General features: G+C 68.7%; 15 protein-coding genes. 10 read left to right on the forward strand and 5 right to left on the reverse strand.

Annotated features, from left to right (window positions below; all coding sequences use genetic code 11):
* The first annotated feature begins 80 nt into the window (after positions 1-80).
* The 6 genes from ACWESM_RS23250 to ACWESM_RS23275 all read left to right on the forward strand — a co-directional run bounded on the left by ACWESM_RS23250 (position 81) and on the right by ACWESM_RS23275 (position 6431).
* Positions 81-1067, forward strand: coding sequence for an alpha/beta hydrolase (locus ACWESM_RS23250; protein ID WP_452493635.1), 987 nt, complete (start codon positions 81-83; stop codon positions 1065-1067).
* Between the two features lies 1 nt (position 1068).
* A complete protein-coding gene (locus ACWESM_RS23255; RefSeq protein ID WP_452493637.1) occupies positions 1069-1971 on the forward strand; it encodes an SDR family NAD(P)-dependent oxidoreductase in 903 nt (300 codons plus the stop codon).
* Positions 1972-1981: 10 nt separating this feature from the next.
* Entirely contained in the window at positions 1982-2902 is a 921-nt protein-coding gene (locus ACWESM_RS23260) for a ferritin-like domain-containing protein (RefSeq protein ID WP_355072954.1), read from the forward strand.
* Between the two features lie 11 nt (positions 2903-2913).
* Positions 2914-4419 carry a flavin-containing monooxygenase gene (locus ACWESM_RS23265; RefSeq protein WP_452493639.1) on the forward strand — a complete coding sequence of 502 codons (1506 nt, stop codon included), beginning with the start codon at positions 2914-2916 and terminating at the stop codon, positions 4417-4419.
* 95 nt (positions 4420-4514) lie between these two features.
* Positions 4515-5297: a MerR family transcriptional regulator gene (locus tag ACWESM_RS23270; RefSeq protein WP_355072306.1), complete on the forward strand. Its 783-nt coding sequence runs from the start codon at positions 4515-4517 to the stop codon at positions 5295-5297.
* Positions 5298-5336: 39 nt separating this feature from the next.
* Positions 5337-6431, forward strand: a complete 1095-nt coding sequence (locus tag ACWESM_RS23275; protein ID WP_452493641.1) for a methyltransferase — start codon at positions 5337-5339, stop codon at positions 6429-6431.
* Between the two features lie 34 nt (positions 6432-6465).
* On the opposite strand, the gene ACWESM_RS23280 is transcribed toward ACWESM_RS23275, so the two are convergent.
* On the reverse strand, positions 6466-6816 hold the full coding sequence (locus ACWESM_RS23280) for a hypothetical protein (RefSeq protein WP_355072302.1): 351 nt from the start codon (positions 6814-6816) through the stop codon (positions 6466-6468).
* A 241-nt stretch (positions 6817-7057) separates the two neighbouring features.
* On the opposite strand from ACWESM_RS23280, the gene ACWESM_RS23285 reads away from it, so the two are divergent.
* From ACWESM_RS23285 to ACWESM_RS23300, 4 genes are all read left to right on the forward strand, one after another.
* Entirely contained in the window at positions 7058-7762 is a 705-nt protein-coding gene (locus ACWESM_RS23285) for an ESX secretion-associated protein EspG (RefSeq protein ID WP_355072300.1), read from the forward strand.
* Between the two features lie 93 nt (positions 7763-7855).
* On the forward strand, positions 7856-8230 hold the full coding sequence (locus ACWESM_RS23290; RefSeq protein WP_355072299.1) for a hypothetical protein: 375 nt from the start codon (positions 7856-7858) through the stop codon (positions 8228-8230).
* Positions 8227-9483, forward strand: a complete 1257-nt coding sequence (locus ACWESM_RS23295; protein ID WP_452493643.1) for a hypothetical protein — start codon at positions 8227-8229, stop codon at positions 9481-9483. Before ACWESM_RS23290 ends, ACWESM_RS23295 begins: the two co-directional genes overlap by 4 nt.
* A 119-nt stretch (positions 9484-9602) precedes the next feature.
* Positions 9603-9956: a hypothetical protein gene (locus tag ACWESM_RS23300; RefSeq protein WP_452493645.1), complete on the forward strand. Its 354-nt coding sequence runs from the start codon at positions 9603-9605 to the stop codon at positions 9954-9956.
* Between the two features lie 69 nt (positions 9957-10025).
* On the opposite strand, the gene proB is transcribed toward ACWESM_RS23300, so the two are convergent.
* From proB to rplU, 4 genes are all read right to left on the reverse strand, one after another.
* Positions 10026-11168 carry a glutamate 5-kinase gene (proB, locus tag ACWESM_RS23305; RefSeq protein WP_452493647.1) on the reverse strand — a complete coding sequence of 381 codons (1143 nt, stop codon included), beginning with the start codon at positions 11166-11168 and terminating at the stop codon, positions 10026-10028.
* Between the two features lie 121 nt (positions 11169-11289).
* Positions 11290-12744, reverse strand: coding sequence for a GTPase ObgE (obgE, locus tag ACWESM_RS23310; RefSeq protein WP_397277264.1), 1455 nt, complete (start codon positions 12742-12744; stop codon positions 11290-11292).
* 121 nt (positions 12745-12865) lie between these two features.
* Positions 12866-13132 carry a 50S ribosomal protein L27 gene (gene rpmA / locus ACWESM_RS23315; RefSeq protein ID WP_355072289.1) on the reverse strand — a complete coding sequence of 89 codons (267 nt, stop codon included), beginning with the start codon at positions 13130-13132 and terminating at the stop codon, positions 12866-12868.
* Positions 13133-13154: 22 nt separating this feature from the next.
* The gene (gene rplU / locus ACWESM_RS23320; RefSeq protein WP_039796660.1) at positions 13155-13466 is read right to left on the reverse strand and encodes a 50S ribosomal protein L21; all 312 of its coding nucleotides are present in this window, start codon (positions 13464-13466) and stop codon (positions 13155-13157) included.
* Between the last annotated feature and the right edge of the window lie 198 nt (positions 13467-13664).

Consider the following 13664-nt stretch of genomic DNA (forward strand, 5'->3'; position numbering starts at 1 on the left):
GTCACGGTAACCGGCACGCACATCAGCCTTCTATAAATGTGCCATTGACAACTGGCACATTCATCACTGATTCTTAGCGCATGACAAGGTCGACGAGGACCTCGGTCCCCGGTGTTCCCACCGCGCCCTCGGCACGCGCCACTGTGGCCGCGGCAGCTACCAGGCTCACCCTGCGTCCGCTGAACTGCGCGGTTCCGATGAATCCGCCGGGTGTCTGGTTCGCGCGTAAGCTCATCGCCACCCTGATTGCCGTCGGCGGTCCGGTTCCGGCAGGCACTTCCGTCACTCAGGTCCGGTCGGGCGCGGTGCGCGGTGAATGGGTTCGGGCGGCGGGGGTGCCGTTCGGAACGCGGGCCGTCTACTACATCCACGGCAGCGGCTACGTGATCTGCTCGGCTCGCACCCATCGCGGGCTCGCGGCCCGGCTGTCGGCCGAGACGGGACTCCCGGTCTTCCTCTCCGACTATCGTCTGGCGCCCGAACACCGGTTCCCGGCCGCGGCCGACGACGTCGAAGCGGGCTACCGCTGGCTGCTCGGCCGTGGCATCGCCCCGGAAGACCTGGTGATCGCATGCGACTCCGCGGGTGGGCATCTCGCACTCGACCTGCTGGTCGAGAACGGACGGCACCGACGGCCGCAGCCCGCGGCCGTGGCGATGTTCTCCCCGCTGCTCGACCTCACCCTGAGCCTGGCGGCCGAGCGGGAACGCGTCCGGACCGATCCGCTGATCTCGGCCGCCGCCGCGAGCAAGCTGCCCGCGGCCTACACCAGCGGCCACGCCGCCGACGCGGCGCGCCTGCGGCTGGCCATCCCGCACGGTCTCGCGCTGCCGCCGATCCTGGTGCAGGTCGGCGGCACGGAGATGCTCGGCGCCGACGCAGAGGCGCTGTGCGAAATGGTCCGGCGCGCGGGCGGCAGCTGCGAACTCGAGATCTGGCCGGGACAACTGCATGTCTTCCAGGCCCTTCCCATGGTGGTGCCCGAAGCCGACCAGGCTCTCGCCCGCGCCGCCGACTTCCTGCGCGCGGCGCTGGTCGCTACCTCCGGCACGGAAAAGGTGAGCTGAGATGTTCGGATTGGACAAGTTGGTGGCCCTGGGCCGCACCCGGCGCACGCACGGCGCGCGAGCCGTGGTCACCGGCGCGGGCAGCGGCATCGGCCGGGCGTTCGCGCTGGAGATCGCGGCCCGCGGCGGACGGGTGATCTGCGCCGACATCGATGAGACGCGCGCCGACGAGACGGTCGCCCTGATCGAACGCGATCACCCTGGCGCCGCGCACGCCTTCCGCTGCGACGTGGCGCAACGGGAAGACGTGGAGCTGCTGGCCCGCTTCGCCGAAACGATTTTCGACCGCCCGGTCAGCCTGGTGATCAACAACGCCGGCGTCGGCATCGGCGGAAAAGCCGTGGGAAACATCGGTTTCGACGACTGGCAGTGGGCCCTGGGCATCAACCTCTGGGGCGTCGTGCACGGCTGTGAAGTGTTCGCTCCGCGTCTGCGCACGGCCGGGCGCGGCGGCATCATCAACGTCGCCTCGGCCGCCGGATTCGCCGCCGCGCCCTCGATGGCCGCCTACAACGTGTCCAAGGCGGGCGTGCTGTCGTTATCGGAGACCATGGCTGCCGAACTGAGCGGCTCCGGAGTCGCGGTCACCGTCCTGTGCCCGACGTTCGTCCGCACGAACGTCGCGCGCGACGGCCGGATCACCAAGGAATCGGCGCAGCTGGCCGACTTTCTCATGCGCTGGACGGGATTCTCCCCCGAGCGCGTCGCGCGCACCGCCCTCGACGCGCACGACCGCGGGCAGCTCTACGTACTCCCCCAACTGGACGCGCACGTCGTCTGGCTGCTCAAGCGGTACTTCCCCGCGCGATACACCTTTGCCCTCGGGCTCCTGGAGCGGCTGCTGCCACAAGAGGACTCGACCACCATCGACCGCACGTCGGTCACCGACAAGACAGGAGTCTGACATGGCCGCCATCGCGATGGACTTCGACGACATGCTCCGCAAGATCAAGGACCGCCAGTGGGCACTGGCCGACATCGATTGGGACGCTCCGGGCGCCGAGACGATCACGCCGGAACTGCACGCCAAGCTCAAGCCGTTCATGGCCGATCTGATGTGGATCGAGAACGTCGGCGCGCGCGGCTTCGCGGCGATGGCCAAGAAGGCGCCGAACGAGACGCTGCGCGAGATCTACCGCTATTTCCACGCCGAGGAGCAGAAGCACGCCAACGCCGAGCTGGCGCTGATGCGCCGGTGGGGCATGCTCGACGGCGACGAGATCCCGCAGCCGAACGTCAACGTCAAGCTGGTGATCGATTTCCTGGACAAGTACTCCGACGACATGTCGCTGTCGTTCCTCGGCACCGTCATCCCGATGCTCGAGGTCGCGCTCGACGGCGCGCTGATCAAGTTCATCATGGACGAGATCGAGGACCCGGTCTGCCAGGAGGCGTTCAAGAAGATCAACTCCGACGAATCCCGCCATCTGGCGGTCGATTTCGCCGTGATGGACCTGCTGGGGCACGCGGAGATGCGCAAGCTGCTCATCGACCTGGTCGGCGGCTGGGCCAAGCCCTCGCTGATCATCGGCGTGCTGAGCTACGTGCCGCTGCTGAACAAGATGCGCGACAACATCGTCGCGATGGGCGTGGACGAGGAGAAGCTCTACGGCGCGCTCAAGCGGTACGCGAACGTGGGCGAGCGTAGTGAGTTCGCCCGCAGGCTGCCGATGTACCAGATCGTGAAGACGCACGGCAGCTGGGTGATCGACCGTGGCCACCCCTACCACCTCGTGGCCGACGCGCTGGTGAAGATCACCGGGTTGGTGCCGAAGACGCTGCTGCGCAGCAACCCGACCTGGTCGAAGGAACTGACCTACGAGCCCGCGGCATGACAGGGAATCCGATGAGTACGCACACCCTCGACGTCGCCGTCATCGGCGGCGGATTCGCCGGAATCGGCACGGCCATCCGGCTGAAGCAACGCGGAATCCGTGATTTCGCGATTCTCGAGCGCGGCACCGCGATCGGCGGAACCTGGCGCGACAACACCTATCCCGGTGCGGCGTGCGATATTCCGTCGCGGCTGTACTCCTACAGTTTCGCGCCGAACCCGAACTGGTCGCGCACCTACTCCGGGAGCAACGAGATCCTCGGCTACATCGAGGCGATGGCCGCGGAGTTCCGGCTCGGTCCGCACATCCGGTTCGGGCACAACGTTTCCGGCATGGTGTTCGACGAGCAGGCCGGAGTGTGGGAGATATCGATCGACGGCCACGCGGACCCGATCCTCGCCCGCACCGTCGTGCTGGCGTCCGGCCCGCTGGCCAATGCCAGTCTTCCGGACATCCGCGGCATCGAGACCTACCGAGGGCACAAGATCCACAGCGCCCGTTGGGATCACGACTACGACTTCACCGGCAAACGGGTCGCGGTCGTCGGCACCGGCGCCAGCGCGGTCCAGATCATCCCGGAACTGGTCGACAAGGCCGCCTCGGTGAAGGTGTTCCAGCGCACTCCCGGCTGGGTGCTGCCGCGGATCAATCGGCAGACCAACGGCTTGACCAAGGAGCTCTACCGTCGGCTGCCCGCCGCCGAGCAACTGGCGCGACGCGCCTGGTTCTACGGCCACGAGTCGGTAGCGCTGGGCGTGGTCTGGAACACGCCGCTGACCAGGGTGGTCGAGCTGGTCGGCAAGGCGCAGCTGCGCAGGCAGGTCAAGGATCCATGGCTGCGCCGCCAGCTCACTCCGGACTTCCGGGCCGGCTGCAAACGCCTGCTGATGACCGACGACTACTACCCCGCCCTGCAGCGGGACAACTGCAAGTTGATCACCTGGCCGATCGCCCGGATCTCCGAGCACGGCATCCGCACCGCGGAAGGCATCGAGCACCAAGCGGATTGCATCGTCTTCGCGACGGGATTCGACGTCTCCAAAACCGGGACGCCCGTTCCGGTGGTCGGACGCGGTGGCCGGGTTCTCGCGGACGAGTGGTCGCGCGGGGCCTACGCCTACAAGAGCGTCGCGGTTTCCGGATATCCCAACCTGTATCTCACGTTCGGACCCAATTCCGGCCCGGGACACAACTCGGCGCTGGTCTACATGGAAGCCCAGATCGACTACCTCGTCGGCGCGATCGGCGTCATCCTGGACCGGGACCTGCGCATGCTGGACGTGCGGCGCGACCGGCAGGACCGCTACAACGCCGCCATCCAGCGCAGACTGTCGGCCACCACCTGGAACTCGGGATGCCACAGCTGGTATCTCACCGAGGACGGCTTCAACGCGACCATGTATCCGGGCTTCGCCACCCAGTACCTCCATCAATTGCGCAAGGTCGATCTGGACGACTACACCGTGGTCGAATCGACCGCCGACCAGCGGCGACAACGAGTGGCACGGGTTTCCTGAGTGCCGGAGGCACCGGCGGCGCGGACGATAGACTCGGTCCGCAGGGAGTTCTACAGCGCGCCGCCGGTCCTTCGGCGCCGTGGGCAGCGAGGGAGGTGAGGTCGACGCCGGAGTACCGGATCGATGACCTCGCGCGCGCCGCGGGCACCACCACCCGCAACGTGCGCGCCTACCAGGAACGCGGGCTGCTGCCGCCGCCGGTCGGCAAGGACGGCCGGGCCAGCATCTACGACGACGCGCACCTCGAGCGGCTGCGCTTGATCGACGCGCTGCTCCAGCGCGGTTTCACCACCGCGCACATCGCCGACTTCATCACCAGCTGGGAGACCGGCAAGGACCTGACCGAGGTACTCGGCCTGCAACACGCCGTGACGGCGTCCTGGGCCAAGGACGAGACCTTCGAGGTGCCCCGCGAGCTGATCGGCACCATCCTCGGCGCCGACGCCGACGAGCTGGTCGACCGGCTGCGCGAGATGCGGCTGGTCCGGCTGGAGGGCGACACGGTGGTGTTCACCGAGACCCAGTTGCTCACCTCGTTCGCCGAACTGCACGAGTACGGTCTGGAACTGCGCACGCTCATCGAGATCTATGCCAAGGTGGCCGACCGGATCGATGACATCACGCACATCATGATCACCGCCGCCAAACAGCACATCATCGACGAGCACGGTCCCGGCTGGATGCCCGACACCAGCGGCGAAATCGCCGAGACCACAACGATGCTCAACAAGATGCGCGAGCTGGCGGTCGCCTCGGTGCACGCCACGCTCGCCCGCTCGCTGGACGTCACGCTGCGCCGCGAACTCGGCGACTATCTCGCCACCGCCGCCGAGCGAGAGAAACAGCGCAGCGAATCCGGGCGCGACGTACCCTCCTAGACAAGCGCAGAGTGCCGACCTTCGACGGATGGAGTCGCCGTGGCGTCCGACCGACCGAGAATTCCGCCGCTGCCGCTGGTACGGGCCGTCGAATCGGTGCGCGCCGCCCTGGCCTTCGCGTTCCGCAAGCTGGTGCCCGGGCACCTCGCGCTGATGGAGCTGATCGCCGCCGGATGGATCACGCAGGCGATCCACGCCGCCGCGGCGCTCGGCGTGGCCGACGCACTCGCGGCGGGGCCGCGGTCGGGCGCGGACCTCGCGGCGGCGGTCGGCGCCGACGAGGACGCGCTGCGGCGGTTGCTGCGCCTGCTGATCAGCCACGGCATCTTCACCCAGCGACGCGACGGACGGTACGCGCTGACGCCGATGGCGCGAGCCCTGTGCCGCGACTCGGACGTGTCGTTGCGCGACGCGGTGCTGTTCTTCGGTTCGCCCGGGCACCGCAACCACTGGTCGCACTTGGTCGACGCCGTGCGCACCGGCGAACCGGTCGGCGTGAAGCTCGACGGGATGCCGTTCTTCGAATACGTCCAGCACGACCGGGAACTCGGCGTACTGTTCGACCGCGCGATGACCAGCATCGGCACCCTGTCGATGGAGCCGCTGTTCGCCGCCTACGATTTCGGCCGCTACGCGACCCTGGTCGACGTCGGCGGCGGCGAAGGGACGATGCTCACCGAGATCCTGCGCCGCGCACCACGATCGCGTGGCATTCTGTTCGACGTGCCCGAAGTGGTGGCCACGGCCCCCGCTCGGCTCGCCGCGCTCGGTCTCGCCGATCGCTGCGCGGTGGAGAGCGGATCCTTCTTCGACAGCGTCCCCAGGGGCGGCGACGCCTACATTCTCAAGCACATCCTGCACGACTGGGCCGAACCGGACGCCGGTCGCATCCTCCGCACCGTGCGCGCGGCCATGGAACCCGACGCCCGGTTGCTGATCGTCGAACTGGTCGTCCCCGAACACGCCGCACCGCACCCGAGCAAGTACATCGACTTGGAGATGCTGGTCAACGCGGGCGGACGGGAACGCACCGAGGCCGAGTACCGCGACTTCCTCGCCAGGAACGGATTCACGCTGACCCAGCGCGTACCGACGGCTTCCCCGGACAACGTGCTCGAGGCCAGGCCGAGCTGAACCCGCTCGCCGGACGCGTTGCCGCTCGGCGGCGCTACGACGTGGCCGGGACGACGAACGCCAGCGTGGCGATCCCCACGGCGCCGTCGGCCACACAGGTGGCCCGCATCGGCTTGCCGACCGGCGTCTGCCGCGACTCGAAGCCGCTGTAGTAGCCGAACACCGGCCCGGACCGCTCCGACGGCAGGAAGAAACCGAGGCATTCGGCTTCCAGCACCGACGCTCCCTCACCGCTGTGGCACAAGGCGGCCGCGTCCGTGACGCCACGGTCGACATAGCAGCCCGCGGGCTCCGCTGCGGCGGACCCGGCTCCGACCCAGGCGAGGCCACCCGCGAGGAACAACAGAACGGTTCCCGCGCCCACTCGCCGCATCATGGTGTGCACCGCAATACCTCCTCGGCAGATCTCAGCCCTACCCGGTCGCTGCCGTGCTCTTCCACTATTTCAGCAGAATCGAAGAGGACGGTCGAGCACGACACCGCCGCGCAAATACTGTTTCTCCAGGGCGGATACCGAACCCATCCGGCGAGGCCGTGGCGTCTCCCCGCGGGAGTTCCCCCGTCCGGCGTCGAGACCGCTAGGCTACGAACAGCATTGGCTGGTTCGGTGAGGATGTGATTCGGCCGTGGAATGGACCTTCACTCCGGACGAGTTCGCCCATATCTGGCGCGAGACCGACCTGGATCGCCACCCCTACCCGCTGCGCATCCTGGAGACGCCCAGAACCGAGGACGACGCCGAGAAGTTGCGCATCGCCCTCGCCGAACGGCTGCCGCTGGGCTCCGACCCCGACCTTTCGGCCTGTCTGCGCATTCTGGCCAGGCCGCATACCAGGATCGTTGCCATCGGTGGTACACACCAGCCGGGCGGCGAACTGCGGTTGCTGGCCGCCGCCATCTACGATCGTGCCGTGCTCGCGGTGCAGGAACCCGGCGCGATTCCGGATTTCGGTGGTCGCGTGCGCATTTCGATCGGGCACAGCGCCAAACTGGGCCGGCGGATCGCGGCGCTGCTGCCGAAGACCCCCGCGGGCCGCGAACCCGCTCGCGTCGCGTCCGGGGCCGCCGTGCGCGACCGAGAGACCGTGACCGCGCGGCAGCAAGCAGCGCCGCGGATTCGCAAGTTGCTGCTGGAGCCGCATACCGCAGAGGGCCACATCAGGATCGAGTCGCGGCTCGATCGACCGACCCAGCCCCCGCCGATCCATTACACCTGGATCGATGTGCGCGACGACGGAAGATATCTGATCAAAGCGGGCGACGAGGTGCGCATCGCGCCCGCCTCCGCTGATCAGATCGCGACCCAATTGCAAAAGCGCATACCGATATAGCCCACTTTGGTGACCACTGCCGCCGACTATTGCTGACCCGGCGCTGGGCTTCCGGTTAGTCTGGGGCAGACCGACCGATCTCAGGGGTGAGCGATGACGATCGATACCAGCCGAGCCGATATCGCCCGATTCAAGGAGGCCGCGCAGGCCGGGACCGTCCAGTTCGATCCGGCGGCGGCTCGGCAGTGCGCCGAAATGTACGAACGGCAGGCCGATCGGCTGATCCACCTACAGCAGAGTCTCGAATCCGCCGCGGATCTAGGCGGTTTCGGTGGATTCGTCTCCGCCCAGCAGTTGCAGGCGGGATTCAGCCACAAAGCGCGTGACGCGGCGGCGCTGCTCGACCACTACATCGAAGCGGCCTACCGCATGAAGGAAGCGTTCTTGATCAGCGGAGGACTGTTCGAAGAGGCCGACGCCGCGAGCGCCGCCGCCCTGCGCGCGGTCCGGACGAGGTTGCCCCGATGACCGGTTCCGATCCCACCTACATCAACTCGATGGAGCATTTCGAGTCGATGCGGCACGACGAGATCTACGCGAAGGCACAGCAGATCGATCCCGCGCAGGTGCTGCACGCGTCGACCATCTGGCTCGACGCGGCCGGCACGCTCACCACGTCGTTCCCACTCACCCACGGCGGCGTCGATCGCGTGATGGACGCGGCGGACTGGAAAGGCGCCGCCGCCGACGCCGCTCAGGCTTGCGCACGCAGCTTCGCGGCGTCGGCCGACGAGCTGGCGGCGGTGCTCGGTCAAGTGGGCGCCCGCCTCGGCGGGGTCGCCGCGGCCGCCGAGGCGGTGAAACTCGCGGTGGTGCCGCCCGGCGCTTCCGGACCGGTCGGCGCGATCGCGCAGTTGCTGGAGGCGGCGCACGTCATCGACGCGCAAATGGCGCAGGAGGCGCTGCGCCAAGAGGCCGTGCTCGCGATGAACATGGTCTACAAACCCGCCTATTCCACGGCGGGATCCGCGGTGCCCGCGCTGCCGGCACCACCCGCCGCCACGGCGCCGTCCGCGCCGCAGGCGGTCTCACCCGGCACGCCGCGACACTCGGCGCCCGAGCAGACATCGCCGAACAACCAATGGTCGCCTGGAACAACGCAACCCGCGCCTGCCGCACCGGAATCGCCCGCACCGTCGCATAATTCGACACCGCCCGGGCCGAAGCCGGATCCGCAACAGACGCCTTCGGCGTCGCCCACCCAGCAGGCTCCGCCGACACAGCAAGCGCCGTCCACGCAGACGCCACAGCCCACGCCGACACCCGAGCCGACACAGCAAGCGCCGTCCACGCAGACGCCACAGCCCACGCCGACACCCGAGCCGACACAGCAGGCGCCGTCCACGACCGCGCCGCCGAGTCCCGCTCCGTCGCCACAGACCCCGGCGCCAACGCAACCGCCGAGTTCGTCGGCCCCTCCCCCGCCGACTACCGAACCGACGCAACCGCCGAGTTCATCCGCGCCACCTCCGCCGCCGAGCCCACCACCCCCACCTCCGACCCCGGAACCGACGCAGCCGCCGAGTTCGTCCGCGCCGCCACCCGCAACCCCGGCCCCAGCCCCTGCGCTGCCGCCGAGCCCGCCGCAGGCACCGGCACCGGCTCCCGTTCCAGCCGTACCGATGCCCGACCCGAACGGCCAACCGGGCGTCACCGGGCCGGTGGACGGCAGCCAGCAGCAGATTCCGACGACCAACCAACCTGGCGTCGTCCCGTCCTGACGGCCCGTCACCGGAGTCTCCGCAACACGAGCCACACCCCGGTACCTCGGAAACCGTCGGCAGCGCTCCTTGTGGCGGGCGGGCACCTCGACGAGGCTGCTCACCGCACCGGCGGCACCGTGATCGAGTTCCGTCTGGCAGGGAATGCGACCCCGAACTTCCACCAAGGAGTCATCGCCTACCACGACCATCACGTCGCGGTGGTCGCGCTGCGCGATTCCCCGGTGCTGGCGGTCGCCGACCCCCGGGTGATCGATTTCGATGACGCGGCGATCGAGTCCGGGCCCCTCACATTCATCGAGGCTCCTGACCTGGTCGCTGCTCTGGCCGAACAATCAGGGTTCGAACTACTCACAACGGCCGAACTCGCCCAGCCGTTCGATGCGGCAGCCTGGCCCGAACTGGACCGAGACGATGTCCGGTATTGGAGACCACAGACCGTCGGCGACGCGCTCTTCAACTATTGGGACTGAAGCGACCCGCCGTCCCGGCTCCCGGGTCAGTCGCTCGGTCGTACCGGTGACCTGCCGAACGGTGCCTGATCAGACCTTCACGAGGTCGTCGGCGTGGATGACGGGACGCTGCATCGTGTCGGGGAGTTCGGCGGTGGAGCGGCCGAGCATGCCCGCCAGTTCGGTGCTGTCGTATTCGACGACGCCCCGCGCGACAACGCGATTGTCCGGAGCCACCAGATCGACCACGTCGCCGCCGTAGAAGCGGCCACGGACGCCCACGATCCCGGCCGCGAGCAGCGACCTGCGGCGGTGCGCCACCGCTTGGACCGCGCCGTCATCGATGAGCAGCGTGCCGCGGCTGTCCGCGGCGTGCCGGACCCAGAACTTGCGGGCGGACAACCGCACCGGCCGCGCGGCGAACGCGGTGCCGACGGTGCCGGTGGACAACGCGGTAGCCGCCGACGAAGCGGCGGCGAGCAGAACCGGCACGCCCGCGTCCGCGGCCAGGCGCGCCGCCGACAACTTGGACGCCATGCCGCCGGTGCCGAGCGCGCCGCCGCTGCCCGCGATGACGCCGTCCAGGTCGGCACTGCTGCGCACCTCGGGAATCAGCGTGGCCGCACCCTTGCGCGGGTCACCGTCGTAGAGGCCCGCCACGTCCGACAGCAGCACAAGTGCGTCGGCGCCGACGAGGTGGGCGACGAGCGCGGCGAGCCGGTCGTTGTCGCCGAAGCGGATCTCCTCCGTCGCGACCGTGTCGTTCTCGTTCACCACCGCCACCGCGCCCAGCGAGCGCAGGCGATCGAGGGTGCGCTGCGCGTTGCGGTGGTGCTCACGCCGGGAAAAGTCGTCGGCGCTCAGGAGCACCTGCCCGACCGTGCGGTCGTAGCGGGCGAACGACGTGCCCCAGGCATGCGCCAGGGCCAGCTGCCCGACGCTCGCCGCGGCCTGCTTGGTCGCCAGGTCACGCGGACGGCTGGTCAAGCCCAGCGGCGCGATGCCGGCGCCGATGGCGCCCGAGGATACGACCACCACATCGGATCCGGCGCGCATCCGAGCCTCCACCGCGTCGGCCAGCCGATCCAGCCGCGCGGTATCCAGGCCGCCTTTCAAGCTGGTCAGCGCGGACGAACCGATCTTCACCACGACGCGGCGCGCCGCCGCGATCGCCAACCGCGCCTCGCTCAGGCCCGAGGAATCCGCCTCGGCGCTGATAGACCTCACCCGCATCCCCACCGAACTCCCTGCACCACAATCGAATCCACGGTAGTCGGGACCCAGCCGCGAACGATCGAGTCCGCCGGACACGGCGCCCACCGAGGGCGCACGGCGACTCGACCGTGGTCCACGTCTACTCCTCGTCTTCCTGTACCAGACCGCGTCGCACCCGGGATGCGTGCTTGCGCTCGGCCGCGCTGACCCGGTCGGTCTGTTCCAGCCGGATGTCGGTGCCGCGCCCGGTGGGCACCATGTCGATGCCAGCCGAGATCTGCGGCTCCCAGTCGAACGTCACGTCGCCGATGGTCACCGGCGCTCCCGGCTCCGCGCCCAGCCGCACCAGTTCGTCTTCCACGCCCAGGCGCGCCAGACGGTCGGCCAGGTAGCCGACGGCCTCGTCGTTGTCGAATTGGGTCTGCCGCACCCAGCGCTCCGGCCGGGTACCGCGCACGATGAAGCCGCCCGGCTCCTCCGGGTCGGCGAGCACGCTGAATCCGGTCTCGTCGACCGCGATCGGGCGGATGACCGGGCGCTTCGGCGCTGCCCGCGGATGCTCCTCGCGGTACCGGCGCACCAGATCCGCGAGGGCGAAGGTCAACGGACGCAGGCCCACGTGGCTCACGGCGGAGATCTCGAACACCGGCCAGCCGCGTTCGGTGAACTCCGCGGTCACCATCTCGGCCAGTTCGGCCGCATCGGGTACATCGATCTTGTTCAAGATCACCACGCGTGGGCGGTCGGCCAGATCGCCGAGCCCGGCGTCCGCGCTCAGCGCCGGCTGGTAGGCGGCGAGTTCGGCTTCGAGCGCGTCGACATCGGACACGGGGTCGCGGCCCGGCTCCAGCGTGGCGCAGTCCACCACATGGGCGAGCACCGCGCAGCGCTCCAGGTGCCGCAGGAAGTCCAGCCCGAGTCCGCGGCCCTCGCTCGCGCCCGGGATCAGTCCGGGCACATCGGCGATCGTGAAGGTGGTCTCACCGCTGGCGACGACGCCGAGATTGGGTACCAGCGTGGTGAACGGATAGTCGGCGATCTTCGGCTTGGCCGCCGAGAGCACCGAGACCAGCGAGGACTTGCCCGCCGAAGGGAAGCCGACGAGCCCGACGTCGGCGACCGACTTCAGTTCGAGCACCAAGTCGAGTTCTTCGCCGTCCTCGCCGAGCAGCGCGAAACCCGGCGCTTTGCGGGCCTTCGACGCCAGCGAGGCGTTGCCGAGTCCGCCGCGGCCGCCGCGGGCGACGATGAAGCGGTTGCCGGTACCGACCAGGTCGACGAGCACTTTGCCGTCGTCGTCGAGCACCACGGTGCCGTCGGGCACCTTCAGCACCAGGTCGACGCCCTGCTTGCCGTCGCGGTTGCCGCCTTCGCCCGGCTTGCCGTTGCCCGCCTTCGCGTGCGGGTGGAAGTGGAAGTCCAGCAGGGTGTGCACGTTGGAGTCGACCTCGAGGATGACGTCTCCGCCGTTGCCGCCGTTACCGCCGTCCGGCCCGCCGAGCGGCTTGAACTTCTCGCGGTGCACCGAGGCGCATCCGTGGCCGCCTTTACCCGCACGCACATGCAGTACGACACGGTCGATGAACTTGGACATACGCCGAATCATCCTCCTTCGGGACTGGTCGTACTGAGGGCTGCTCGTTCGCGAACACGAAAAACGGGCCAGGGTTCCGAGACCCTGACCCGCTCGCTGTTATCCGGAAGTGGTTCGGCGGTCAGGCCTGAACCGGCTCCGGGGTCACGATGTTGACGGTCTTGCGTCCACGCTTGGTGCCGAACTCCACCGCGCCCGCCGCCAGGGCGAACAGGGTGTCGTCACCGCCACGGCCGACGTTCACGCCGGGGTGGAAGTGGGTGCCGCGCTGACGCACCAGGATCTCGCCCGCCTTGACCGACTGGCCGCCGAAGCGCTTGACGCCGAGTCGCTGGGCGTTGGAATCGCGTCCGTTCCGGGAGCTGGACGCACCCTTCTTGTGTGCCATAGCTGGTTCTCCTCGGGATGTCTTACTTGATGCCGGTGACCTTCAGGACCGTCAGCGGCTGACGGTGTCCCTGGCGCTTGTGGTAGCCGGTCTTGTTCTTGAACTTGTGGATGCGGATCTTCGGGCCCTTGGTCTGCTCGACCACCTCGGCGGCCACGGAAACCTTGGCCAGCTTGTCGGCGTCGGTGGTCAGCTCGGCGCCATCGACGACGAGAACCGGATCCAGCGCCACGGCGGTACCCGGCGCACCCTCGATCTTCTCGACCTTCACCAGGTCACCGACCGCGACCTTGTACTGCTTTCCGCCGGTCTTGACGATCGCGTACGTTGCCATCGGTCGGCTGCCCTTCTTCCTATAGTGCTCGGCACTCGTTCACGCGGCGACACCTCCGGTCTGAATCCACCGGAAACCGCCACACGACTGGTCTGGTAATCGCCACCGCCTCGGCACCTGGTGGCTCTCGGTATCGAACTGTCGAGAACCGGGCCACGAAGACAAAACATGTTGTCACCGGGCAGCGACTGTCCAAGA

It is taken from the genome of Nocardia sp. NPDC003999 (genome assembly GCF_053604885.1).

Coding starts and splice junctions, on each gene's coding strand:
- ACWESM_RS23250 (WP_452493635.1), top strand. CDS start 81: ATGACAAGGTCGACGAGGACCTCGGTCCCCGGTGTTCCCACCGCGCCC.
- ACWESM_RS23255 (WP_452493637.1), top strand. CDS start 1,069: ATGTTCGGATTGGACAAGTTGGTGGCCCTGGGCCGCACCCGGCGCACG.
- ACWESM_RS23265 (WP_452493639.1), top strand. CDS start 2,914: ATGAGTACGCACACCCTCGACGTCGCCGTCATCGGCGGCGGATTCGCC.
- ACWESM_RS23290 (WP_355072299.1), top strand. CDS start 7,856: ATGACGATCGATACCAGCCGAGCCGATATCGCCCGATTCAAGGAGGCC.
- ACWESM_RS23295 (WP_452493643.1), top strand. CDS start 8,227: ATGACCGGTTCCGATCCCACCTACATCAACTCGATGGAGCATTTCGAG.
- proB (WP_452493647.1), bottom strand. CDS start 11,168: ATGCGGGTGAGGTCTATCAGCGCCGAGGCGGATTCCTCGGGCCTGAGC.
- obgE (WP_397277264.1), bottom strand. CDS start 12,744: ATGTCCAAGTTCATCGACCGTGTCGTACTGCATGTGCGTGCGGGTAAA.
- rpmA (WP_355072289.1), bottom strand. CDS start 13,132: ATGGCACACAAGAAGGGTGCGTCCAGCTCCCGGAACGGACGCGATTCC.
- rplU (WP_039796660.1), bottom strand. CDS start 13,466: ATGGCAACGTACGCGATCGTCAAGACCGGCGGAAAGCAGTACAAGGTC.